Origin of the sequence: Kitasatospora sp. A2-31, from assembly GCF_022288725.1 — a bacterium.
Classification (GTDB): domain Bacteria; phylum Actinomycetota; class Actinomycetes; order Streptomycetales; family Streptomycetaceae; genus Kitasatospora.
This window is the reverse complement of the sequence record NZ_JAKNTA010000010.1, coordinates 15,184-36,969: the sequence shown is the minus strand read 5'-3', so window position 1 is coordinate 36,969 and position 21,786 is coordinate 15,184. Positions and strand designations below refer to the sequence as shown.

The 21,786-nt window shown below is 72.6% G+C and carries 22 protein-coding genes and 1 pseudogene; 7 read left to right on the top strand and 16 right to left on the bottom strand.

Going from position 1 to position 21,786, the window contains the following annotated elements; genetic code table 11:
* Nucleotides 1-164 precede the first annotated feature (164 nt).
* Complete coding sequence (locus MCM47_RS25980) at nucleotides 165-1,067, bottom strand: LysR family transcriptional regulator (RefSeq protein ID WP_238864120.1); 903 nt, start codon at nucleotides 1,065-1,067, stop codon at nucleotides 165-167.
* A gap of 112 nt (nucleotides 1,068-1,179) precedes the next feature.
* Here MCM47_RS25980 and MCM47_RS25975 point away from each other — a divergent pair, with 112 nt between their 5' ends.
* From MCM47_RS25975 to MCM47_RS25965, 3 genes are all read left to right on the top strand, one after another.
* Nucleotides 1,180-2,106, top strand: coding sequence for a pseudouridine-5'-phosphate glycosidase (locus tag MCM47_RS25975; protein ID WP_238864119.1), 927 nt, complete (start codon nucleotides 1,180-1,182; stop codon nucleotides 2,104-2,106).
* Nucleotides 2,107-2,110: 4 nt separating this feature from the next.
* Complete coding sequence (locus tag MCM47_RS25970) at nucleotides 2,111-2,995, top strand: PfkB family carbohydrate kinase (RefSeq protein WP_238864118.1); 885 nt, start codon at nucleotides 2,111-2,113, stop codon at nucleotides 2,993-2,995.
* A gap of 310 nt (nucleotides 2,996-3,305) precedes the next feature.
* Entirely contained in the window at nucleotides 3,306-3,545 is a 240-nt protein-coding gene (locus MCM47_RS25965) for a hypothetical protein (protein ID WP_238864117.1), read from the top strand.
* A 241-nt stretch (nucleotides 3,546-3,786) separates the two neighbouring features.
* Here the strand turns inward: MCM47_RS25965 and MCM47_RS25960 are convergent, their stop codons facing one another.
* The 8 genes from MCM47_RS25960 to MCM47_RS25925 form a co-directional block, all read right to left on the bottom strand.
* Complete coding sequence (locus MCM47_RS25960) at nucleotides 3,787-4,641, bottom strand: phosphatase PAP2 family protein (RefSeq protein WP_238864116.1); 855 nt, start codon at nucleotides 4,639-4,641, stop codon at nucleotides 3,787-3,789.
* Nucleotides 4,631-5,623: a YihY/virulence factor BrkB family protein gene (locus MCM47_RS25955; RefSeq protein WP_238864115.1), complete on the bottom strand. Its 993-nt coding sequence runs from the start codon at nucleotides 5,621-5,623 to the stop codon at nucleotides 4,631-4,633. Before MCM47_RS25955 ends, MCM47_RS25960 begins: the two co-directional genes overlap by 11 nt.
* A complete protein-coding gene (locus MCM47_RS25950; RefSeq protein WP_238864114.1) occupies nucleotides 5,623-7,335 on the bottom strand; it encodes a diacylglycerol kinase family protein in 1,713 nt (570 codons plus the stop codon). The genes MCM47_RS25955 and MCM47_RS25950 overlap by 1 nt, the downstream gene beginning before the upstream one ends.
* A 481-nt stretch (nucleotides 7,336-7,816) precedes the next feature.
* Nucleotides 7,817-8,467 (bottom strand): response regulator transcription factor, encoded by a 651-nt coding sequence (locus tag MCM47_RS25945; RefSeq protein WP_238864113.1) that lies wholly within the window; start codon nucleotides 8,465-8,467, stop codon nucleotides 7,817-7,819.
* Complete coding sequence (locus tag MCM47_RS25940) at nucleotides 8,455-9,699, bottom strand: sensor histidine kinase (RefSeq protein WP_238864112.1); 1,245 nt, start codon at nucleotides 9,697-9,699, stop codon at nucleotides 8,455-8,457. Before MCM47_RS25940 ends, MCM47_RS25945 begins: the two co-directional genes overlap by 13 nt.
* Nucleotides 9,700-9,904: 205 nt before the next feature.
* Nucleotides 9,905-10,621, bottom strand: a complete 717-nt coding sequence (locus MCM47_RS25935) for an alpha/beta fold hydrolase (RefSeq protein ID WP_238864111.1) — start codon at nucleotides 10,619-10,621, stop codon at nucleotides 9,905-9,907.
* Between the two features lie 100 nt (nucleotides 10,622-10,721).
* On the bottom strand, nucleotides 10,722-10,934 hold the full coding sequence (locus MCM47_RS25930) for a DUF4287 domain-containing protein (protein WP_238864110.1): 213 nt from the start codon (nucleotides 10,932-10,934) through the stop codon (nucleotides 10,722-10,724).
* A gap of 32 nt (nucleotides 10,935-10,966) precedes the next feature.
* Entirely contained in the window at nucleotides 10,967-11,527 is a 561-nt protein-coding gene (locus MCM47_RS25925) for a dihydrofolate reductase family protein (RefSeq protein ID WP_238864109.1), read from the bottom strand.
* A 178-nt stretch (nucleotides 11,528-11,705) separates the two neighbouring features.
* On the opposite strand from MCM47_RS25925, the gene MCM47_RS25920 reads away from it, so the two are divergent.
* The gene (locus MCM47_RS25920; protein WP_238864108.1) at nucleotides 11,706-12,038 is read left to right on the top strand and encodes a hypothetical protein; all 333 of its coding nucleotides are present in this window, start codon (nucleotides 11,706-11,708) and stop codon (nucleotides 12,036-12,038) included.
* Here MCM47_RS25920 and MCM47_RS25915 read toward each other — a convergent pair.
* The 4 genes and pseudogenes from MCM47_RS25915 to MCM47_RS25900 all read right to left on the bottom strand — a co-directional run bounded on the left by MCM47_RS25915 (nucleotide 11,994) and on the right by MCM47_RS25900 (nucleotide 16,062).
* Nucleotides 11,994-12,994 (bottom strand): annotated as a pseudogene (locus tag MCM47_RS25915) (sigma-70 family RNA polymerase sigma factor). The gene MCM47_RS25920 and the pseudogene MCM47_RS25915 sit on opposite strands and share 45 nt — an antisense overlap.
* 469 nt (nucleotides 12,995-13,463) lie before the next feature.
* On the bottom strand, nucleotides 13,464-14,585 hold the full coding sequence (locus tag MCM47_RS25910) for an NAD(P)/FAD-dependent oxidoreductase (protein ID WP_238864107.1): 1,122 nt from the start codon (nucleotides 14,583-14,585) through the stop codon (nucleotides 13,464-13,466).
* Nucleotides 14,586-14,921: 336 nt separating this feature from the next.
* Nucleotides 14,922-15,239 (bottom strand): hypothetical protein, encoded by a 318-nt coding sequence (locus MCM47_RS25905; protein ID WP_238864106.1) that lies wholly within the window; start codon nucleotides 15,237-15,239, stop codon nucleotides 14,922-14,924.
* 262 nt (nucleotides 15,240-15,501) lie between these two features.
* Nucleotides 15,502-16,062 (bottom strand): hypothetical protein, encoded by a 561-nt coding sequence (locus MCM47_RS25900; RefSeq protein WP_238864105.1) that lies wholly within the window; start codon nucleotides 16,060-16,062, stop codon nucleotides 15,502-15,504.
* 716 nt (nucleotides 16,063-16,778) lie between these two features.
* On the opposite strand from MCM47_RS25900, the gene MCM47_RS25895 reads away from it, so the two are divergent.
* Nucleotides 16,779-17,267, top strand: coding sequence for a hypothetical protein (locus tag MCM47_RS25895; protein WP_238864104.1), 489 nt, complete (start codon nucleotides 16,779-16,781; stop codon nucleotides 17,265-17,267).
* A gap of 83 nt (nucleotides 17,268-17,350) precedes the next feature.
* Here the strand turns inward: MCM47_RS25895 and MCM47_RS25890 are convergent, their stop codons facing one another.
* Nucleotides 17,351-18,133, bottom strand: coding sequence for an IS5 family transposase (locus MCM47_RS25890; protein ID WP_305067983.1), 783 nt, complete (start codon nucleotides 18,131-18,133; stop codon nucleotides 17,351-17,353).
* A gap of 300 nt (nucleotides 18,134-18,433) precedes the next feature.
* Here MCM47_RS25890 and MCM47_RS25885 point away from each other — a divergent pair, with 300 nt between their 5' ends.
* Nucleotides 18,434-18,922 carry a hypothetical protein gene (locus MCM47_RS25885; protein ID WP_238864104.1) on the top strand — a complete coding sequence of 163 codons (489 nt, stop codon included), beginning with the start codon at nucleotides 18,434-18,436 and terminating at the stop codon, nucleotides 18,920-18,922.
* Here the strand turns inward: MCM47_RS25885 and MCM47_RS25880 are convergent.
* Nucleotides 18,894-19,844 (bottom strand): IS5 family transposase, encoded by a 951-nt coding sequence (locus MCM47_RS25880; RefSeq protein WP_238864103.1) that lies wholly within the window; start codon nucleotides 19,842-19,844, stop codon nucleotides 18,894-18,896. The genes MCM47_RS25885 and MCM47_RS25880 overlap by 29 nt on opposite strands.
* 358 nt (nucleotides 19,845-20,202) lie before the next feature.
* Between MCM47_RS25880 and MCM47_RS25875 the strand changes: the two genes are divergently transcribed.
* Complete coding sequence (locus MCM47_RS25875) at nucleotides 20,203-20,766, top strand: hypothetical protein (protein WP_238862180.1); 564 nt, start codon at nucleotides 20,203-20,205, stop codon at nucleotides 20,764-20,766.
* Here the strand turns inward: MCM47_RS25875 and MCM47_RS25870 are convergent.
* Nucleotides 20,732-21,514 carry an IS5 family transposase gene (locus tag MCM47_RS25870; RefSeq protein WP_305067983.1) on the bottom strand — a complete coding sequence of 261 codons (783 nt, stop codon included), beginning with the start codon at nucleotides 21,512-21,514 and terminating at the stop codon, nucleotides 20,732-20,734. The two genes, MCM47_RS25875 and MCM47_RS25870, sit on opposite strands and share 35 nt — an antisense overlap.
* Nucleotides 21,515-21,786: the final 272 nt, after the last annotated feature.

The following is a 21,786-nucleotide window of genomic DNA, read 5'->3' as shown; positions in this document are numbered from 1 at the left end:
TACGGCTTCGGCTTCGTCAGGCCCGATCACCGCGGAGGCCGCTTCTTCTGGGAGTGCTGACGAGCGCCCACCGGCGGCCAGGGCGGCCAGGGCGGTCAGGGCGGTCAGGGCGGTCAGGGCGGCACGGTCCGGCACGGTCCGGCACGCCGGGTGTGTCGCGGTGCTCAGCCGGTGGCGAGGGTGGTCGCCTCCTCCCGGATCAGGTCGCGCAGGGCGGCCAGGCGGGGTCGGTGGTCGTCCAGTCGCCACTGCATCTCCAGCGGCAGGGCGGCCGGTCCGGCGAGCGGGACGGTGACCACGTCCTCGGTGAGGTGGCCGGCCAGTGAGGCGGGGACGAGGGAGAAGGCGCGGCTCTGCGAGAGCAGGTAGAGCCGGGAGCCGACGATCCTGGGCGGGCTGACCAGGACCGGCGGCTCCACGCCGTGGTCGGTGCAGAGGCCGAGGACGTGGTCGTAGTAGCGCGGGTGCTGCTCGCGCGGCCACAGCAGCAGCGGGAGGTCGCCGAGGTCGGGCAGGCGGACGGCGGCGCGCCCGGCGAGGGCGTGGCCGCGGCTCAGCGCCACCCGGACGGGTTCGTCGAGGAGCTTCTCGCGCCGGTAGCCGGGCGTCTCGTCGAGGAACCGGCCGAGGCCGATGTCGGCGTGTTCGGCAGCCAGGGTGGCGGAGACCTGGCCGGTGTCGACGGCGAGCTCGACGGTCTCCAGTGCCGGCAGCTCCCGTTCGGCGCGGCTGACCACGGCCGGCAGCAGACGGTTCATCACGCTGGGGGAGGCGACGATCCGGGCGAGACCGAGCCGCGACTGCTCGTGCAGCCGGACCCGGGCGAGCAGCGTTCCGGCCCGGTCGAGCAGCCCGGCGGCCTCGGCGGCCATCACCTCGCCCGCCGACGTCAGCGCCACCGCCCGTCGGCTCCGGTCGAAGAGTTCGACCCCGACGGTCCGCTCCAGCCGGGCCACCTCCTGGCTGACCGTCGGCTGTGAGATGTGCAGCCGCTCGGCGGCCCGGCCGAAGTGCAGGGTGTCGGCGACGGCGAGGAAGACTTCGAGCTGACGCAAGGTGAATCCCATAGGCGGAAGGCTATGGGAAGGACCAGGACTCATTCTGGATACCGATGCGAACGATCCCTAGGCTGAGCCGCGGTTGCCACACCGTGGTGGCATCGCAGAGAGAGTTCGTGCCATGACCGGACTGCCCATCCGTATCTCCGACGAAGTCACCCAGGCCGTTGCCGACGGGCGCCCCGTCGTCGCCCTGGAGTCGACCATCTTCACCCACGGCCTGCCGCGCCCCCGCAACCTGACGGTCGCGCTGGAGGCGGAGGAGCGGCTGCGGGCCGCGGGCGTGGTGCCGGCGACCATCGGCGTGTACGCGGGTGTGCCGACGGTCGGCCTCGCCACCGAGCAGATCAAGGAACTGTCGGAGTCGGACGACCTCGACAAGGCGAGCCTGCGCGACCTGCCGGTGGTCGCCGCGCTGGGCCGGCACGGCGGGACGACGGTGGCGGCCACCGCGTTCCTCGCCCACCGGGCCGGGATCCGGGTCTTCTCCACCGGCGGGCTCGGCGGCGTGCACTTCGGCGCGTCCGAGACCTTCGACGAGTCGGCCGACCTGACGACGCTCGCCGCCACGCCGGTCACCGTGGTCAGCGCGGGAGTGAAGTCGATCCTCGACATCCGGGCCACCCTGGAGCGGTTCGAGACGCTGAACATCCCGGTCGTGGGCTACCGGACCCGCAAGTACCCCGGCTTCTACGTCACCGACTCCGGCCACGAGATCAACTTCAAGGTGGACACGCCCGAGGAGGCCGCCCGGGTGATCGCCGCCCGGGACGGCCTGGAGCTGCCGCAGGCGGTGCTGATCGCCAACCCGGTCGACCCGGCCAAGCAGCTGCCGCCGGAGGAGCTTGACGAACTGCTCGGTCGGGCCTGGGCCGAGGCCGAGCGCCGGGGCATCACCGGCAACGCCTCGACGCCGTTCCTGCTCGACTTCATCCAGCGCGACACCCGTGGCCGCAGCCTGGACGTGAACGTCGAGGTCTACCGCGGCAACGTGCGGCTCGGCGGCGAGATCGCCACCGCGCTGGCGGCCCTGCGCGACGAGGCCTGAACCCGTGCTCGGGGTACTCGGCGACCTGGTCGAGGACGTCGTCGTCTGGGTCGACGGCCCGCTGCGGCACGGCACCGACTCCAGCGCCCGGGTGTTCCGGCGCCGCGGCGGCAGCGCGGCCAACGTCGCCGCCTCTTTCGCGGCCGCCGGCCAGGGGCCCGTGCGCTTCATCGGCTGCGTCGGGAACGACCCGGCCGGGGACGGCGTCGTCGCCGAACTGGCCGGCCACGGCGTGGACGTCCGGGCGGCCCGCCGGGGCGAGACCGGCAGCATCGTGGTGCTCATCGACGAGGCCGGCGAGCGGACCATGCTCCCGGACCGGGGCGCCGCCCTGCTGCTCGACGACGTCCCGGACGCCTGGCTGGCCGGGCTGACCCACCTGCACGTCCCCGCCTACTCCTTCGACGGGGAGCCGATCGGCTCCGCCGCGCTGGACGCCGTCCGGCGGGTGCGCCGGGCGGGCGGCACCGTCTCGCTGGACGCCTCCTCGACCGGCATGCTGGCCGCGTTCGGCCGCGAGCGCTTCCTCGCCCTCACCGCCGAGCTGGCGCCCGACCTGCTGTTCGCCAATCGGGAGGAGTCCGCGTTCCTCGGGCTGCTCGTCGACGGCCGTCCCGGCCCGGAGCGCGCCCGGCTGGCCGCCACCACGGTGGTCACCAAGTCCGGCGCGGAGGCGACCACCGTCGACGCCCCCGGCCGGGACGCGTTCGCGGTGCCCGTCCCGCCGGTCGGCGAGGTGCGCGACCTGACCGGCGCCGGCGACGCCTTCGCCGCCGGCTTCCTGGCCGGCTACCTGGCCGACCGGGACCTGCGGGCCGCCGCCGAGCGCGGCCACGCCTGCGCGGCGAAGGTCCTGGCGTCGCCGGGTGCCTCCTTCACCGGCGACTGAGCGGACCGGGGGACGCGCCACGGCGCCACCACGGCACCCCGCCGGCCCGAGGGACCGGCGGGAGTGTCCGCCGGACCGCCGTCAGCCCCGTGCCCGGGCCGGCGCACGGGGGCTGACGCGTGGCGGCCTGACCTGCGGGGCGGGACGCACGGGCGCCTGCCGCGCGGGGCGCTCGTCGCGGCGGGGCGCTCGTCGTGGCGGGGGCGCTGACACGCCCTCGGACGGCGCAGCGTCCGCGAACGGGCGGGCTGCTTCGGATAGGAATCGCTCGTCCGATCCCGATCCCGAACCCGATCCGGAGGTCCCCGAGATGAACCCCGTCCTGTCGAACGCGAGGAAGTGCGCCGCTCGTGCGGCCTGTTCCGTGCTGCTGCTGGCGGCGCCCGTGGTGCTGCTCGCCCAGCCGGCCGCCGCCGAGGGGCCGAAGACTCCCCAGGAGGCGGCCGTCTGCCGGGGTGTGCTGACCACCCTGCTCGGCGGGGCGCCGTTCGGCGCGGGCGGCGTCAACGCGCTCTGCGCCGTCCAGCCGGGACCGGCCGACGGCTCCTGACCGTTCCCGAACGTTCCTTACGCTTCCGGGTCGTTCGCGCCGGGAGCGCCGCGCGGGCGGACCGGCGGACCGGCGGACCAGCCGGCCCCGCCCGCCCGGACGAGTGCTCGGAGGACCGCTCGGAGGACATCTCGGACGGCAGCTCCGCTGTGGCGGGGAGGATGTGCGGCGTCAGGCCGTGGGGAGGTCCGGAGACGACGTCTGACTGCCTCCCGGGCCGTCCGGTGCTGCCCGGTCGCGGCTACGGCTGCGGACCGCCGGGCGGTCGTGGCCGGAGCTCGTCCTCCGCGGCGAGCTCGGGCTCCAGTCCCTCCGGGAGCCCCGCCGTCCGGAGTCCGCTCTCCCGCCGCCAGGCCTCGAACGCCCAGGCAGTCGAGGCGACCAGCGCGAGCCCGAGCAGCCAGCCGCCGAGGACGTCGCTGGCCCAGTGCACGCCGAGCGCGATCCGGGTCAGGCCTGTCCCGAGCACCGTCACGGCGGCGAGCGTCCAGGCCGCTGGGCGGGCCCGTCGGGGCACGACCGGGAGCAGCACGAGCAGCAGGATCGCGCAGGAGGCCATCGCGGTCATGGCGTGCCCCGACGGGAACGAGAAGCCGGGCGCGTGTGCGACCGGCTCCGGGAGCCGGGGCCGGACGCGGGCCACCGAGACCTTGACCAGCAGGCCGGTCAGGCCGGCGGCTGTCTCGGTGAGCCCCGCCCACAGGGCCAGCCGCCAGGCCCGGCGCACCAGCAGCCAGCCGACGGTGGCCGCCACCAGCAGGCGCATCGTGACCGGGTCCCAGATCCGGTTGCTCAGGACCCGGGTGGTCTCCAGCAGGAGCGGGTGGTGCCGGACGGCCTCGTTCAGCCGCGCCGCGGCGTCGGCGTCCAGCTCCCGCAGCGGCCCCCAGCCGGCCTCGATCAGGACCAGCAGGACGGCGGTCGGCACCGCCGCCACGGCGAACGCCAGGACGGCCGCGACCAAGCGCTCGCCGAAACGCCGGTCGGCCCGGCGCCGGGTGAACCGCCGTCGGATGAACCGGCGCCGGGAGAGCCGGCGCAGCGCGGGGAGCGGGGTGCGGGCGGGGCTCGGGTGCGGCCTCCGGTCAGCTGTCATCGCCCCTCGCCCGCCCATGACCTGCGGCATCATCCTCGGGATCCGGCAGCACGGGTTCGTCGATGCCGGCCCGGTCGGCCTCCAGCTGCGCGGCGAAGGCGATCCCGAGGAACAGCGCGATCGCCGTCAGGTAGGCCCACATCAGGAGCGAGATGATCACGCTGAGCGGTCCGTAGACCGCGTCGATCGAGTTGCTCAGCCGCAGGTACAGGCCGAACAGAGCGGTCAGCCCCACCCACAGCACCAGGTACACGGCGGCGCCGAAGGCCAGCCAGGTGTAACCGGGCTGTTCGCGGCGCGGTGCCCGGTGGAAGATGACGCTCGCGGACAGCAGGGCGAGCACGATGCCGACCGGCCATCGCAGGACCGCCCAGACGAGGGCCTCCCGGTGGGCCCCCGGTCCGCCCGCCTCGACGACCGCGGCCGCGATCTCCCGGCCCGCCACCAGCAGGATGAAGCCGAGGCCGAGCGGCAGGCCGGCCAGCACGGCCATCAGCAGTCCGCGGCCGTACTTGCGGTGGAAGGGCCGGTCGCGTTCGATGCCGTAGATCCGGTTCGCTCCGCGCTCGATCTGGCACATCGCGGTGGCGACGTTGACGAGGGAGAACAGGGCGCCGCCCCACAGGGCGACGCTCCCGCCGTCCCCCGCGCGTTCGCGGCTGCGCCGCAGGACCTGGTCGACCAGGTCCGAGCTCGGGCCCGCGGTGAGCCGGGTGATGGTCAGCTCGGTGACCCGGCCGAGCCACTGGGTGTGCAGGACGGAGGAGAGGCCGACCACGGCGATGGCGAACGGCACCAGGGCGAGCACCGTCTGGAAGGCGAGGGCCCGGGCGTGGCTGAAGCCGTCGGCGAAGCGGAACCGGATGAAGGCATCCCTGAGCAGCTGCCACCGGCCGTACTCGCGCAGGGCCGTGACGGCTTCGTCGGCGGAGAGCTCCTCGGGCTCGCGGCCGCGGCGGTTGATGCGGGTTGCGGTACCCATCAGGCGCTCCGTTCGGCCGGGACGGGCTTCGTCCCGGCCCGCCGGGGGTCGTCGCCCTCGGGTGCGGCGACCGGGGGCCCGTCCAGCGGGGGCTCGTCCAGCGGGGATTCGCCGCACGGGGATTCGCCCTCCGGGGACCGGTCGACCGGGGACCCGTCACCCGACGGTGTGTGGACCAGTAGGGCGGCGGGCCGGACGGCCAGGCGCAGGGTGCGGCCCGGTGGCAGCGACTCCCCGTCGAGCTCGCGGGGCTGGTCGCCGTCGGCGGTGAGGTGGATCCGCCGGGCCTGGAAGTGTTCGAACGGCGCGGCCCCGCCCCCCGGGGCGACCCTCCCTGTGAGCAGCCGCGCCGCCGCTGCGGACCAGCCGGCGAGGCCACGCGGGTGGAGGAGCACGAGGTCGAGCAGGCCGTCGTCCGGCCGGGCGCCGGGCAGCAGTCGGATCCCGCCCTGGAGTGCGCCGACGTTGCCGATTAGGGCCATCGCGGCCCGCCGGTGGATGGGGCGGCCGTCGTCCAGGGTGATGGTGAGCCGCATCCGGCGGTCGCCGAGGTGGCGGACCAGCGGGGGCAGGTAGGCGGGCCAGCCGAGGCGGTCCTTCGCGCTGCGGCTGGTGTCGGCCATCGTCGCGGCGTCGAGGCCGATGCCGGCCATGGCGCTGACCACCGTCGCGGGGATGCCGTCCCCGTCGGCCAGGGCCAGGTCGATCCGGCGGGGGCCGCCGTCGAGGGCGTCCGCCAGCGCCCGCGCCGGGTCCGAGGGCAGGCCCAGGTTGCGCGCGAGCAGGTTGCCGGTGCCGCAGGGGGCGATCGCCAGGGCGACGCCCGTCCCGGCGAGGGCGTGCGAGCAGGCCGTCACCGTGCCGTCTCCACCGCAGGCCACCACCAGGTCGGCCCCGGCGGTCACGGCGTCCGCCGCGGCGCCCCGGCCGGGGTCGTCCACGCTGGTGGCGGTTCTGGTCGGTGCCGCCCAGCCGCGCTCGGCGAGGACGCGGTCGATCCGCCCGAGGGTGTCGTCGTCCACCAGTACGGGGTTGTAGACCACGACCGCCCGGCCGACGGACGCGCGGTCGGACCCGACGGGCGCGCGGTCGGCCCCGGCACTCGGCGTGCTCCGCCCGCGGTCGGCGAGGAAGGCCCGCCACATGATCCAGAGCGTGGTACCACCGTTCGCCAGCCCGGCCAGGACGTCGGTCGGGTGGTGCATGCCGCGGTACAGCCGGCTGAACGCGACCAGGACCGGCAACAGCGCCGCCAGGACGCAGAGCAGCGGCCGCAGCCGTCCCCGCACGCGCAACGCCGCGAGGACGGCCAGCCCGCCGTACAGCGCGACCGCCGCGCCGACGTGGCCGGACGGGAAGCTGGAAGTCGGCGGCGCGGTGTCGAGGGGCGGCGCAGTCGGGCGGGGCCGGTCGACGCACAGGGTGACCAGCAGGAAGACGGCGGACTGGGCGGCGACCGCGCCACCGAGGAAGGCCGCCTCCCGCCACCGCCGGCGGGACCCGACCAGCAGCGCCAGCACCGCGACGCCCGCCACGGCCACCACGACCCCGGTGCTGGCGAGGATCGAGAGCCACGCGGTGACGTTGTCGAGGGCGGGCTCGCGGCCCGCCGCGAGCCGGTCGGTGAGGCCGTTCTCCCCCGGCCGCCAGAGGTGCAGCGGCGGATGGGTGAGCGTGAGGCCGACCAGGACCATGAGCACCGTCTGGGTCACCAGTGCCGGCGCGATCGTTCGGAGCGGATGCCATACCCCTGTAGTCACGAGCCCCGTCTGCCCGGACACCGCCGTTTCATGGCAGGGCCGCCGATTTCGTCATGAGCAGTGGAAGATCGCACAACGCGGCCGGAGACGGTCGCAGCGGATTCGGCCCTTCCGCATCTGACCCGGCGACAAGGTCCGCACACCCGGCAGCGTGTGGCGTTCCGGGCCTGATCCGGGACGTCAGGGGCAGGCCTCGCAGCCGTGGGCCCTGGTGCCAGGCCGTCGTCGGACGGCCCGGCGCCAGGGCAGAGCGGTACCCTCGCGGGCTGGCATCCCGCTCCACGACCCCGCGTGACGCGGACGGTCTGCCTTCTCCAGGGGGTGATCAGGACGCCGTCGTCGGCGCCGAGGTGTTCGGCGACGCAGGCCTGCAGGTCGTGGCGGATCTCGTCGGCGTCCCATCTCCCGTAGATCGTGATCACGGATGGGAAGGTCAGGCCCGGGACGCTCCGAGGAACCGCAGCACGGCCAGGACGCGGCGGTGGTCCGCGTCGACCACGGGCAGGTCGAGCTTGGCGAAGATGTTGTTGATGTGCTTCGCCACGGCGCTCTCGCTGACCACCAGCGCCTGCGCGATGCCGGCATTGGAGCGGCCCTCGGCCATCAGGCCGAGCACCTCCCGTTCGCGGGGGGTCAGCCGCGCGAGCGGATCGCTGTCGCGCCGCAGCAGCAACTGGGCGACGACCTGCGGATCCAGGGCCGTGCCCCCGTCCGCCACCCGCCGGACCGCCGCCACGAAGTCGGCGACATCGGCGACCCGCTGCTTGAGCAGGTAGCCCACACCGCTGGTGTTCGCAGACAGCAGGTCAGCCGCGTACCGCTCCTCCACGTACTGCGAGAGCAGCACCACCGGCGTCCCCGGCCAGCGCCGACGGATCTCCATCGCCGCCCGCACCCCCTCGTCGGTGAAGCCGGGCGGCATCCGGACGTCGATCAAGGCAAGGTCGGGCCGGTGCTCCGCCACCGCCGCCAACAGCCCCTCCGCATCACCGGCTTCCGCGGCGACATGGAACCCGCCCATCTCCAGCACCTTGATCAGGCCGACCCGCAACAACACCGAATCCTCGGCGATCACCGCGCGCACGGCAGCTCCGCGGTGACGGTGGTGGGCCCGCCGACGGGACTGCTGACGTGGAAGGCCCCGTCGAGGGAGCCGACCCGCTTGGCCAGTCCGGCCAGCCCCGTGCCGGCGTCGGCGTCGGCACCGCCCAGCCCGTCGTCGGTAACACGCACTCGCAGCACCTCGCCTACCTGGCGGACCGTCACCTCTGCACGCATCGCGTGGGCGTGCTTCGTCGCATTGGTCAGAGCCTCCGAGATCACGAAATACGCGACCGACTCCACGCTGGGCGCCAGTCGCTCCTCCAGATCGACCCGCAGCCGCACCGGCAGGGGGGCGCGGGCAGCCAGCCCGGACAACGCCGCGTCCAGACCCCGGTCTTCGAGCACGGCAGGGTGCAGCCCCCGCACCAGGTCGTTGAGTTCGGCTATCGCCTCCTTCGCCTCCAGGTGCGCTCTCGCGATCACCTCGCGGGCGTCAGGCAGGTCCGGGCGGGTGGCAACGGCCAGACCCAGGTTGACCGCGAGAGACACCAACCGCTGCTGGGTGCCGTCGTGCAGGTCGCGCTCGATCCGGCGGCGCTCCGCGTCGACGGCCTCGATCAAGTCGGTCCGGCTCACGGCCAGCTGATCGACCCGCTCCTGGAGCCGCTGCGCCCGGCTGGGCCCGAGCAGGCCCAACGCCAGCCGCGCCTCGGCCCGGGCCACGGCCCGCGCGGTCCAGGGCAGGGCGCACAGCAGGAGGAGTCCAGCCGCCGTGTATGCCGGCAGCTGGGTCAGGTAGCCGAACCAGTCCTGGCGGATTCCGGTGGGCAGCGCCCATGACCAGGCGTAGGCGATGACGCCCGCCAGGCACGCCGCTGCCACCGCGAGCACCAACAGCTCAAGCAGCGCGAGCAGCGGGCCCAGCACGAGGTGGTAACCGATCTTGCGCCAAGGCCGCGTCGCCGCGAGCCACCGGGCGGTCGAGGCCCACGTCCGTTGCTCCGGCGCGGTGGGGGTGAGCCGGGGGACGTCCACGCCGATGAGCACCCGGTAGCGGGCCCGCTGAACGGCCGTCAGCACCGGACTGCCGAGCAGGACCAGGAAGGCCGACACGGAAACCGTGAGGAGCCAGTTCCCCGTCCTGGCGGTAGTCGCCGCCGCCCAGGCCCACACGGGCACCAGCGCCAGGTGCGGCAGCACACCGGCGGCCAGAAAGCCGGTGTCCCGCCGTGCCCGAAGGGCCGACCGTCTCAGCCCCGCTGGAATCGTCATGGCACCACGCTAGGGCACCGCAAGACGACGGTGCCATGAAACCTGTACCCGATCTCATGGTGAACCTAGTACCAGCTGTAGGCCTTGATCCTGCCCTGGCTTTGTTCATGAGTTTCGACAACAGATGTTCACGACTTCGGGAGGCAGCTCGAGGGTTCCCTGTTCGATGTTCACGAGAAGCGACAGCGCGTCCTGGGGCAGACGGTCAGGACGCGAAGAACTTCACCAGGGCCGGGGCCAGGACGTCGGCTGCGACCTCATGAGTCTGGTCCGGGAGGCTCCGGTACTCGGCGCTGGGAACTGCGGCGGCCACCGCGCGGGCCGGGGCGCGCAGCAGTTCGGGGCTCGCGCCGCCGTCGAGGACGAGGACGGGCACGGTGATCTTGGCCAGCGCGCCGGCCGGGACGCTCGCGCCGACTCCGGCGTCGAGGACCGCGGCGTCATAGGCCAGAGTGGGCGCCACCTCCTCGAACGCGGGCCACACCGGCGAGCTGCGCAGCTGCTCGACCGTCGGCCCCGGCGCGCCGACGAAGGCCATGAACCGGCTGACCGCTTCGCCGCGGCGCTCCTCGGCGAGGTCCGCGGCCAGGCCGGTCGCGTAGTCGGTGAAGCGTGCGCGTTGCGCGTCCTCGGTGCTGAACGGCGGCTCGTACACGCCGACGTGGGTGATCCCGATGTCCCGGGTGGCGGCGTGTAGAGCCAGTGCAGCGCCGGAGGAGATGCCGACGACCGCCGCCCGCCCGCCAGCGGCGGCGATCACGGCGGCCAGGTCCTCGACCTCCCGTTCTACGGCGTAGGGCGCGGTGTCGCCGCTGGCGCCGCGGCCGCGGCGGTCGTAGGTGTAGACGGTGTGGTGCGCGGCAAGCTGCTCGGCGACCGCCTGGGAGGGCCCGAAGGCCCGGTGGCACAGGGCGCCGTCCACGAAGACGACGGCCGGCCCGCTTCCGGTGACGGTGTGGGCGATGGGTGGTGCCGTCGGCGGAGACGATGCTGGTCATGGGGAGGAGTCCTTCTCGGGTGGGTCAGCGGGTGGTGTTCTCGGCGAGGGCATAAACAACCCGGGCGTTGGCGTGGCCGTGGCCCAGGCCGTGCACGGTCTTCAGCCAGGCGACGAGCTCCATGTGCCCGGTCAGCGGTGAAGAGCGGATCAGGTCCTGCCAGTGGCTGATCGGTCGGCCGTACTTCTGCTCGATGGAGGGGAAGTAGGTGGCGGGGCCCTTGGCGGGGCTGGTCATCCGGAGCTCCTGGTCGTTGAGAGGGGGTCGGGTCAGTTGTCGGCCGGGCCGTAGACGGTGTGCAGCACACCGGTGGTGAAGGCGGTGCTGTCCAGGAGCTTGAGCCGGACCGGGTCGGCGGTCTCGTCGAACAGGCGCAGGCCCTTGCCGATCGCGATCGGGTGGACGAACAGGTGCAGTTCGTCGATCAGTGCGGCGGCCAGCAGGGCGCGCACCACCGAGATCGAGCCCGAGATCCCGATCGGGCCGCCGTTCTCCTGCTTCAGCTCGGTGACGGTCTCGACCAGGTCGCCCTTGAGCTGCTCTGAGTTGCGCCAGGTGAACTTCAGCTCCGAGCGGGAGACGACGATCTTGCGGGCGTCGCCGAGCGCCTTGGCCATCGGTGCGTCCTCGCCGCCCGCGGTCTCCCTCTCCGGCCAGGCGCCGGCGAAGGTCTCGTAGGTGACGCGGCCGAACAGCACGGTGTCGGCCGCGCCGAGCTGCGCGGTCACGGCCGCGCCCATCTCGTCGTTGAAGTAGGGGAAGTGCCACTCGTGCGGGCTCTCCACGACGCCGTCGGCGGCGATGAACAGTCCGGCGGTGATCTTCCTCATGGGGCGCTCCCTGTGCTGCTCGGGTGTCGGTCGCTCTCACCCGGTCAGACGGGGCACTGCCCGCGGACTCATCGGTCGCGGCGAAAATCTTTGAAGATCTTCTTCCGGCGGCCGTGGCTGCCGATGAGTCGCGCACCGTCAGGCAGCCCCAGTAGGTGTGAAGACGCTGCTGTTCCCCGTGCCTCCGGTCCTTCCGGGCGAAGGCCCGGCCCTGCCCGAGCACCTGCCCGAGCACCTGCCCGAGCACGTGGCCGGGCTGCTCGCCGAGCAGTCCGATATCCGGCTCGTGGTCTGCGAGGTCGCATCCCTGACGGCACCCGGTCGCGCCGACCTCGACCGGCTGGCCCGCCTGAGCCTGGTCGCCCGGCGGGCCGTCGCCGATCTCCTCCTACGCGGGGCCGGTCAGCGCCTGCGGCTGCTGCTGGTGCTGACCGGCCCGGCCGAGGCGCTGCGGTGCGAGGACCCCTCAGACACCAGCGGAGGCGCCGGTGGCCGGCAGCCGCATCGGTAGGCCCCACAGCGGGAACAACCGCTCGGTGTCCATGTGGTTGGTCATGGCGGCGATCCGCCCGTCGGTGATCTCCAGCACCGTGATGCCCCACGGCGTCCAGCCGTTCTTGTCCTCGGCCGGCCGGTATTGCGCGAAGGCAGGTGAGCCGTTCGCCTCGACCGCCAGCAGCCGCGACCCGCGGCAGCCGCAGCCTGCGCCGAGCCACCACTCGCCCAGCTCGACCGCGCCGCGCACCCACATCTGGTAGGGCGGCATGTTGAGCACGGCGTCCTCGTGCAGGAGCTTCTTCAATCCCTCGATGTCTAATGCCTCGAACGCCTGGACGTACCGAGCCAGCAGGGCCTGCTGCGTCTCGTCCAGCGGCTGGTACGTGTCGCTCACCGGGATCCCGCCGCCCTCGGCCAGCGTGGCGCGCGCCCGCTGCAGCGCGCTGTTCACCGAGGCGACCGTCGTGTCGAGCAGCTCGGCGGTCTCCGCCGCCGACCACGCCAGCACCTCCCGCAGCACCAGGACCGCCCGCTGTCGCGCCGGAAGCTTCTGCAGCGCCGTGACGAACGCCAGCCGAATGGTCTCCCGGCCCACGGCCAGTTCGGCCGGATCGCCGCCCAACACCCGCCGGTCGGGGACCGGTCCCACCCAGATGTTCTCCTCCAGCTGCGTCAGGTCCGGCGCGGACGCCGCGACCGGCGATGTCAGATCCATCGGCCGGGCCCGCCGCTGCGCCGCCGGCGCCATGTCCAGGCACACGTTCGTCGCGATCCGGTACAGCCACGTCCGCAATGCCGAACGCCCTTCGAACCCCGAGTACTTCGACCACGCGCGGACCAGCGTCTCCTGCACACCGCATCCTCCGCTTCGAACGCGGAACCGAGCATCCGGTAGCAGTACGCCATCAGCTCCCTCCGGAACGGTTCGAGCTGCTCGACGACGTCATCACGATCCTTGGTCACAGACACGGGCCCCACCCTAGCCGCCAGACCCCAACCAAGATCATCACTCGTGCCCCAGGAGCCGCTCACCGGCCTGTCAGGTGCTGTCCAAACCCGCGAGGATTTCGAGTCGGCGCGGACGGCGAGCGACTCCCGAACTCATGGATGAGTGCTGTCCGTCTTCATGCACAGAGTCACTGTCCTGTGGGCGGCCACCATCTCCGGTCGGTAGACAGGCTTCTGCTGAGGACTCGGCTCATCGGCAGCGAGAGCTCAACGGTCCGGCCGGCGCCTCGCCCGTACCTTCAAGGAGGGGCGGTCCTGACCGTCGAAGGTCTGCTGGCCCCTCGGGAACAGCCGAGCGGGGGAACGCGGGCCACCCGAGCCGACCACCGTCTTGTCCGCGGACCACATACGTCCCTTCCCTGGTACGCCGGAGCCCGGCGCCGACACCGCTCCGGGCCGCCACAAGATCGCGAATCCGGACTGAGAGGTGTCAGGAGCGGTCGAACAGAGTGACCACGCTCTGCGGTGCTTCCTGGCCGAAGAAGACCTCCAGGTTCTGCGCCGAGCGGCTGGCGGCGTCGCCACTACGCAGGAACAGCCGCTCTTCGTAGGCGGTGAGCGCGACCTCGAGGTCGGGGTGCTCAACCAGCTTGCTCGCCAGGTCCGCGCCGTCGTACATGGCGAGGTTCGCACCCTCGCCGGCGAAGGGCGACATCAGATGTGCGGCGTCGCCCACGAGCGTCACGCCGGGCACCCTGTCCCATGTGAGCCCGACGGGCAGGGCGTGGATGGGTCGGAGCCTCGGCTCCACGTCGCTCTGTGTCACCAATGCGGTGAGCAGCGGCGACCAGCCATGGAACTCGTCGGCAAGTCGGCGGAGGCTGGCGGACGGGTCGCCGAAGTCGATCGACCTCATCCTCTCCTCGGGCTTGTTCAGCGCCGCGTATCCGCGAACGCGCCCGTCGGCGTAGCGATGCGCGATGATGCCTCGGCCCGGCGCGACCGCCATCAGCGTGCCGCTGCCGATCGCGGCCACGCTCGCCCCGCAGTCCCGGCCGCCCGAGGCGAGGGCGATCTCGATGAAGAGGGTTCCGCTGTAGACGGGCTCGGCGGGGGTGAGCAGCGGACGCACCTTCGACCAGGCCCCGTCCGCGCCGACGACGATGTCGGCGCGCGCGGCGGAACCCTCCGCGAAGGTGAGGTCGTAGCCGCCCTCCACACGGTGCCGGATCGAGGCGAGCTTGTGACCCCACCTGATCGTCCCGGGCGCCAGCGAGCGGATGAGCAGGTGCCGCAGTTCGCCACGATCCACCTCCGGACGGGCCGAACCGGGGTCCGCCGGCATGTCGAACAGGACGGTGCCGTGGCGGTCCATCACGCGCTTGGCATCCTCGCCCGGGCGGACCAGAGTGAGGAACTCGTCGTACAGACCGGCTGCACGAAGCGCCACCTGTCCGGTTGCCACCTGGATGTCGAGCAGGCCGCCTTGCTCACGGGCCTTCGCTGAAGCCTCACCCTCGTAGATCGTCGCGGCGACGCCGTGAGCCTGAAGCACCCGCGCGAGCGTCAGCCCGCCCAGTCCTGCTCCGATAATGGCGATGGTCTTCTGCATGCTGCGCTCCCTGGTTGCGCCGACACGCGCCGGCGATGGTCAGCGCCAAAAGCGGACAGGGTGCCCGATCTCGGCAAGGAGACGCTCACCGATCAGAACCATCTGCATCGATGTACGAGCGATGTCCGGCGGGTGGACCGCGGAACACCGTTTTTCGCGACCTCGTGACTATAGCTCGGCATCCGCCTCGCGGTGACCGAAGAGGACCGCTCACACGGCGACGCACCGCGTCGGCCAACGCTCCTCCTCGACAACCTCCGCTCCGCACCGAATCAGTGAGAGCCCGCCTCGTGCGGAGTGCTTCCGTGTGACCCTGGTCGCGCGTGGTCGAGGCGATCAGTACAGGGCATCCCCCATGGGGGAGCCCTCGCCCGTGACGTAGGCGCGGATCGTGGCCAGGTACTGGGCACGGCCGACGCGCCCGTCACGGTCGTCGTCCAGGGCGTCGAAGGCCGCGTCGGCGTTGTCGGCCCGGTTGCCCAGTGCCTGGCGCAGCAGCGTGAACTGCGTCCGGTCCAGGGCCCCGTCCCGGTCGGCGTCGGCGAGGTCGAACAGTGCGCCCAGGGCGTACTGGCAGACGGTGTCGAACTTCTCGGCGTCCACCCAGGCGGCGTACTCGTCGTAGGTCATCACGCCGTCGCCGTTGGAGTCCATCGCGGCCCAGGCCGTTCGCCCGTGGCCCGGGCGGCGATGACCAGGGGGTCGTCGTCGCCGCGACCGGTTGCCCGCTGGACCCGGTCGATCCGGACGAAGTAGTCGTGGCGGGAGGCCACGCCGTCTCCGTCCGTGTCCAGCATCGCGTAAACGCGGGACTTCGGGGATCCGTGGCGGGTCGAGGCCGTCCGCGGCTCAGTCCGGGGCAGGGGCATGTCGGGTCTTCCTTCGCGTGAGGGGTGGCTACCGGCGGCTGGGAGGTTCAGTGAGTGAGGCGGAGCACGACGGTCGAGTCGACGGCGCTCTCGCCGACCGGGGTGCCGCATCCGGTGCCGGTACTGGTGCCCACCGCGTTGATGGTGTCGTCGGCGAAGCGCGCGCTGTCGGCGGTGACGGCACCGGTGATGACCAGCGAGGCGGTGCCGTTCACCTTCACCACGTCGATCCTGTCGAACCTGAAGGTGGAGGCGGTCTGGTCGGCCCAGTGGACGGTCGTGGTCGCGGTGTCCCCGTGTTCGTCCCCGGTGCACTCGGTGGCCGGCATGGCGACGGTCCGTTCGAAGGTTCCGGTCGCCAGGGGCGCTCCGGCGGCGTCCACGCACGACAGGGTGCCGGTCATGGCGAGCGTGTCGGGCACGGGGACGTCGACACCTCCCGGGGCGACGGCGGTGGCGAAGACGCCGTGGCCGTTCAGCACACAGGTGGCGTCGGTCGTGGCCTCGGCCGTGCCGACAGGAGCCGAGGCTCCGGCGAGCAGCGGGACCGCGGCCACGGCCAACAGGAAGGGCGCGATGCGGCGCCTGGAGCAGCGGAGAATGGTCATGCCGTACACGTACCAGCCTGCGGCGCCGGCGGCCGTGACCTACGGCCCTTCGTAGCGTGCCGCTGCGCTACCTTGACGACCTGCCAGGCGCATGGCGGCCCATGCGGACTCCGACCCGGGCCGACTGCGGCCAGGTCCCGAAGAGTCGCGCGCCTGCGAGCCTACGCCGACGGCCGTGAGATCGCCGCCTCGCATGCGGTCGACCTCGGTGTCCGCACTGCCATCAGGGCTATGGCCGCCGATGAGCGGCTCGCCTCAGCCGACCTCGAAGCGGGGCCCTTCGGGTGTTCCTTCCCCGGCGGCTGACCGCGCCCGCGGGGGACAGCCGCGGGGTAGGTGGTCACGGACGTGCCGATCGGGTCCTCCCCGCACCCGCGGGGGTCAGCCGCGGTGGATCCGACGACGCCCTGCAAGGGGAGGGTCCTCCCGCACCCGCGGGGGACAGCCGCCGGTTGGCCGACCGCCGCTCTGCCTCCCACTCCGCTGTCCCGAACCCTCGCCCTCGCCACCGGCGTCTGGCACAACTGGACCACCGGTGCGGAGAATGTCGAAGTCATTTACCTAGCCACTACCGGCCTAATCCGGGCCCACCTGGCTTAAGAAGCGATTCCCAAAGCGGACGTAGCTTCAAGTCTTCGCTGTTCAGGCATGTGGTCGTCGCCGGGTAGGCAGGCTGGATCCGCTGTGTTCACGCTCGCTGTGTGCGGAGGTGGCGGATGCCGTCGGTGCTGGGGCTGCTGGAGGAACGCGAACGGGCCGCGCTGGCCCGAGTGGAGGAGTTGCGCGCCGAGCTGGAGCGGGTCCGGGCGGCGGTGCTGGAGGCAGAGGAGGCCGTGCGGCGCGCGGCCGTCGCCCGCGAGGAGGTCGTCGATGCCCTGGCCGCCGCGTCGGGCGTGCCGGACACCGCGGTGGCGGGGGCTGCGGGTGGTGTTGCGGCCAGGGTCGAAATCCCGCCGTGGCGTCAGGGGTTGGATCTTGCGGTGCTGCCGGGTGACTGCGCGGCGATCGTGGCACTGGTCCAGGACGACGCAGCCGGTGGCGGGGGCGGCGTGCGGGCCCGGCAGATGCGCGATCATCTGGGCTGGCAGGCCAGTGACGCGCGCGAACAGGCCGCTCGGTTCCGTGCCAAGCGGCTGGTGGAGCGCGGGTGGTTGTGCGAGGACGGGCCGGGGTTGTTCAAGCCGCGGCCGGGGCGGGCCGGCTGAGGCGGCGAGCGTGGAGGGCGTGCGGTCGAAGATGAAGCGGCTGGCGGACCGGGGCTGGGCCGACGAGCCGTCCCCGGGCCGGTTCACGCTCGCCGCCGGGCCAGCCTGCGGGTCATGAGCATCGTCATCGACCACAGCACCATCTGCTCGTGGACGGCGGGCAGCGTCTCGTAGTCGCGCACCAGCCGGCGCGAGCGCATCAGCCAGCTCAGCGTTCTCTCCACCACCCAGCGCCTGGGCAGCACCACGAAGCCGGACACGTCGTCGTTCCGCTTGACGATCTTCAGAGTGAGCCGCAGTGCCTGCTTCGCCCATGCGACCAGGCGGCCCGCGTAACCGCCGTCGGCCCACACCAGGATGATCTTCCGGTAGCGGGCCCGGAGCTGCTGCAGCAGCGGCATCGCGGCGTCTCGGTCCGTCACGTTCGCGGCGGTGACCAACACGGCCAGCAGCAGCCCGAGGCAGTCGACCACGACGTGGCGCTTGCGACCGGGGACCTTCTTCGCGCCGTCGTATCCGCGTGAGGACGCCGGCACCGTGGCCGCCGCGCGCAGGGACTGCGCGTCGACCACCGCGGCGGTCGGCTCCGGGTCGCGGCCGGCGTCCTCGCGGACCAGGCCCCGCAGTCGGTCGTGCAACTCGGCCAGCAGGCCCCGCGCACGCCACCGCCGACAGAAGGCGTAGACCCGGTCCCACGCGGGGAAGTCCGCCGGCATCGCCCGCCACTTGATCCCGTTGTCGACCAGGTAGCGCACCGCGTCCAGCAGCTGCCGGTGACAGTAACCCTCCGGCTGCCCGCCCCGCCCCTCCAACCACGCCGGGACCGGCATCGCGTCCCGCACCACAGCCCACTCCGCGTCCGTCATGTCCGAGTCGTAGCGGCGCGCACGGTCCGGCCGGTCACCCGCGTTCCCGAACCGGTGAGCGAGACAATCACACGACCGGGTAACCGAGTTGGACGACACGGGCATGGAAACGCAAGACTGCGACACAGGGCCTCCCGGCCAGCTCGTTTGGACTTCGACAATCCCGAGCTGGACAGGAGGCCCTGCCTTCATGCGCGCCCCGAGGAAAGATCACTCAGCCGTGTGGCCGCACTCGAACCGATGTCCACCATGATCGGTACGACAACGGCTTCTCACGCTCGCTGTGTGCGGAGGTGGCGGATGCCGTCGGTGCTGGGGCTGCTGGAGGAACGCGAACGGGCCGCGCTGGCCCGAGTGGAGGAGTTGCGCGCCGAGCTGGAGCGGGTCCGGGCGGCGGTGCTGGAGGCAGAGGAGGCCGTGCGGCGCGCGGCCGTCGCCCGCGAGGAGGTCGTCGATGCCCTGGCCGCCGCGTCGGGCGTGCCGGACACCGCGGTGGCGGGGGCTGCGGGTGGTGTTGCGGCCAGGGTCGAAATCCCGCCGTGGCGTCAGGGGTTGGATCTTGCGGTGCTGCCGGGTGACTGCGCGGCGATCGTGGCACTGGTCCAGGACGACGCAGCCGGTGGCGGGGGCGGCGTGCGGGCCCGGCAGATGCGCGATCATCTGGGCTGGCAGGCCAGTGACGCGCGCGAACAGGCCGCTCGGTTCCGTGCCAAGCGGCTGGTGGAGCGCGGGTGGTTGTGCGAGGACGGGCCGGGGTTGTTCAAGCCGCGGCCGGGGCGGGCCGGCTGAGGCGGCGGGCAGCGGGGGCACCCCGGCGGGCCAGTCGCCGGGTGGCGGGGATGCTCGCCGCCCACCAGAGCATGGCTTCGGCGCTGTCGGTGCGGGTCTCGTAGTCCCGGGCCAGACGTCGGGCCCGGATCAGGTGAGAGAAGCTGCGTTCGACCACCCAGCGGCGCGGCAGCACGGTGAACCCGGATGCGTCGTCGGGGCGCTTGACGATGGTCAGGGCGAGGGAGAGGACGGCGCGGGCAAAGTCGACGAGCCAGCCGGTGTAGCCGCCGTCGGCCCAGACCAGGGTGATGGCGCGATGCCGGGCGCGCACGCGCTCCAGCAGGTCGCGGCCGGCGTCGCGGTCGCTGACCGAGGCCGCGGTGACGATCACGACCAGCAGCAGGCCGAGAGTGTCGACGGCGATGTGTCGTTTGCGGCCGTTGATTCTCTTTCCGGCGTCGTAGCCGCGGGAGGCGGTGGGAACGGTGGCGTCGCCCTTCACCGACTGGGAGTCGATGATTGCGGCGGTGGGCTCGTCCTTCCTGCCGGCCAGCTCGCGCAGGCGGGCGCGCAGCCGGCCGTACAGTTCCTTGATCAGGTCGTTGTCGCGCCAGCGGCGGAAGAACCGGTACGCGGCCCGCCACCTGGGGAAGTCGGCCGGCAGGCTCGCCCAGCGCACGCCCTCGGCCACCAGGTAGCGCACGGCGTCGATCATTTGACGGTGGCAGTACCCTTCCGGGCGCCCGCCGCGTCCGTTCATCCAGGCCGGGACCGGCAGCAGCGGCCGGACCAGGGCCCATTCTGCGTCGGTCAGGTCGGAGGGGTAGCGGCGGGTGCGGTCCGGATGGTCGGCGGCGTTGCCGAACTGGTGGGCGAGGCAGTCGCACGGCGACACGCCGAAGGTAGACGCGGACGGGGCGGGCACGCCACAGTGGGACACCAGGGCCTCCTGATGCTCAGTTGACTAGACATCACCGAGCTGTGCAGGAGGCCCTTTCCCTATGTCTCAATCAGCGCCCGATCACCCGAACGAGGTCGACACGCGCGACAGTTCGATCAGCAGGCGTGTCATCCGCTTTGGGAATCGCTTCTAAGAAGCGATTCCCAAAGCGGACGTAGCTTCAAGTCTTCGCTGTTCAGGCATGTGGTCGTCGCCGGGTAGGCAGGCTGGATCCGCTGTGTTCAGAAGCCGTTGTTGTACCGAACTTGATCGGCGTGTTTCCGCAGCTCAGGCATGACGCCGGTGTTGGCGAGGCAGGCTCGGGTGGTCGGGTTGTCTCGTCGGTGGAGGTGCCGGGATGGCGTCGGTCGTGGGTCTGCTGGAAGAGCGGGAGCTGGCCGCGCGAGAGCGTGTGGAGGGGCTCCGGGAGGAGGCGGATCGGGTGCTGGCCGCGCTCGCGGAGGCGGAGACGGACTGGCAGGAGTGGCTGATCGCGCGTCAGCGGGTCGGCGAAGTCCTGGCCGCGCCGCAGCCCCGGGAAGCCGGCCCGGCGGCCGGTCCGGAACCGGTCAGGGAGCCCTTGGCGCCGGAGCCGGTGATCGTCCCGGACGCGCCCGCCGAGGTGCCGACGCCGCGAGCGGCTCGCTCGGGTTCGATCGTGCCGGTGTGGCGGCCCGTGCTGTCGACGGACGCGCTGGCCGCGGACTACCAGCAGATCTTGTCCCTGCTGGCCGAACGCCGCGCGGACGGGGAAGACGTGATGACGTGCCAGGAGATCACCGCCGCCTTGGGGCTGGCGGCGGTCCCGGCGAGCGTGGAGGGCGTGCGGTCGAAGATGAAGCGGCTGGCGGACCGGGGCTGGGCCGACGAGCCGTCCCCGGGCCGGTTCACGCTCGCCGCCGGGCCAGCCTGCGGGTCATGAGCATCGTCATCGACCACAGCACCATCTGCTCGTGGACGGCGGGCAGCGTCTCGTAGTCGCGCACCAGCCGGCGCGAGCGCATCAGCCAGCTCAGCGTTCTCTCCACCACCCAGCGCCTGGGCAGCACCACGAAGCCGGACACGTCGTCGTTCCGCTTGACGATCTTCAGAGTGAGCCGCAGTGCCTGCTTCGCCCATGCGACCAGGCGGCCCGCGTAACCGCCGTCGGCCCACACCAGGATGATCTTCCGGTAGCGGGCCCGGAGCTGCTGCAGCAGCGGCATCGCGGCGTCTCGGTCCGTCACGTTCGCGGCGGTGACCAACACGGCCAGCAGCAGCCCGAGGCAGTCGACCACGACGTGGCGCTTGCGACCGGGGACCTTCTTCGCGCCGTCGTATCCGCGTGAGGACGCCGGCACCGTGGCCGCCGCGCGCAGGGACTGCGCGTCGACCACCGCGGCGGTCGGCTCCGGGTCGCGGCCGGCGTCCTCGCGGACCAGGCCCCGCAGTCGGTCGTGCAACTCGGCCAGCAGGCCCCGCGCACGCCACCGCCGACAGAAGGCGTAGACCCGGTCCCACGCGGGGAAGTCCGCCGGCATCGCCCGCCACTTGATCCCGTTGTCGACCAGGTAGCGCACCGCGTCCAGCAGCTGCCGGTGACAGTACCCCTCCGGCTGCCCGCCCCGCCCCTCCAACCACGCCGGGACCGGCATCGCGTCCCGCACCACAGCCCACTCCGCGTCCGTCATGTCCGAGTCGTAGCGGCGCGCACGGTCCGGCCGGTCACCCGCGTTCCCGAACCGGTGAGCGAGACAATCACACGACCGGGTAACCGAGTTGGACGACACGGGCATGGAAACGCAAGACTGCGACACAGGGCCTCCCGGCCAGCTCGTTTGGACTTCGACAATCCCGAGCTGGACAGGAGGCCCTGCCTTCATGCGCGCCCCGAGGAAAGATCACTCAGCCGTGTGGCCGCACTCGAACCGATGTCCACCATGATCGGTACGACAACGGCTTC

Bases quoted from the DNA above. Each gene is read 5' to 3' on its own strand.
- MCM47_RS25940 (WP_238864112.1), bottom strand. From the start codon at position 9,699: ATGACGATTCCAGCGGGGCTGAGACGGTCGGCCCTTCGGGCACGGCGG.
- MCM47_RS25905 (WP_238864106.1), bottom strand. From the start codon at position 15,239: ATGGACTCCAACGGCGACGGCGTGATGACCTACGACGAGTACGCCGCC.
- MCM47_RS25960 (WP_238864116.1), bottom strand. From the start codon at position 4,641: ATGACAGCTGACCGGAGGCCGCACCCGAGCCCCGCCCGCACCCCGCTC.
- MCM47_RS25900 (WP_238864105.1), bottom strand. From the start codon at position 16,062: ATGACCATTCTCCGCTGCTCCAGGCGCCGCATCGCGCCCTTCCTGTTG.
- MCM47_RS25870 (WP_305067983.1), bottom strand. From the start codon at position 21,514: ATGACGGACGCGGAGTGGGCTGTGGTGCGGGACGCGATGCCGGTCCCG.
- MCM47_RS25895 (WP_238864104.1), top strand. From the start codon at position 16,779: ATGCCGTCGGTGCTGGGGCTGCTGGAGGAACGCGAACGGGCCGCGCTG.
- MCM47_RS25975 (WP_238864119.1), top strand. From the start codon at position 1,180: ATGACCGGACTGCCCATCCGTATCTCCGACGAAGTCACCCAGGCCGTT.
- MCM47_RS25965 (WP_238864117.1), top strand. From the start codon at position 3,306: ATGAACCCCGTCCTGTCGAACGCGAGGAAGTGCGCCGCTCGTGCGGCC.
- MCM47_RS25925 (WP_238864109.1), bottom strand. From the start codon at position 11,527: ATGAGGAAGATCACCGCCGGACTGTTCATCGCCGCCGACGGCGTCGTG.
- MCM47_RS25875 (WP_238862180.1), top strand. From the start codon at position 20,203: ATGGCGTCGGTCGTGGGTCTGCTGGAAGAGCGGGAGCTGGCCGCGCGA.
- MCM47_RS25955 (WP_238864115.1), bottom strand. From the start codon at position 5,623: ATGGGTACCGCAACCCGCATCAACCGCCGCGGCCGCGAGCCCGAGGAG.
- MCM47_RS25910 (WP_238864107.1), bottom strand. From the start codon at position 14,585: ATGCAGAAGACCATCGCCATTATCGGAGCAGGACTGGGCGGGCTGACG.
- MCM47_RS25890 (WP_305067983.1), bottom strand. From the start codon at position 18,133: ATGACGGACGCGGAGTGGGCTGTGGTGCGGGACGCGATGCCGGTCCCG.
- MCM47_RS25980 (WP_238864120.1), bottom strand. From the start codon at position 1,067: ATGGGATTCACCTTGCGTCAGCTCGAAGTCTTCCTCGCCGTCGCCGAC.
- MCM47_RS25885 (WP_238864104.1), top strand. From the start codon at position 18,434: ATGCCGTCGGTGCTGGGGCTGCTGGAGGAACGCGAACGGGCCGCGCTG.
- MCM47_RS25930 (WP_238864110.1), bottom strand. From the start codon at position 10,934: ATGACCAGCCCCGCCAAGGGCCCCGCCACCTACTTCCCCTCCATCGAG.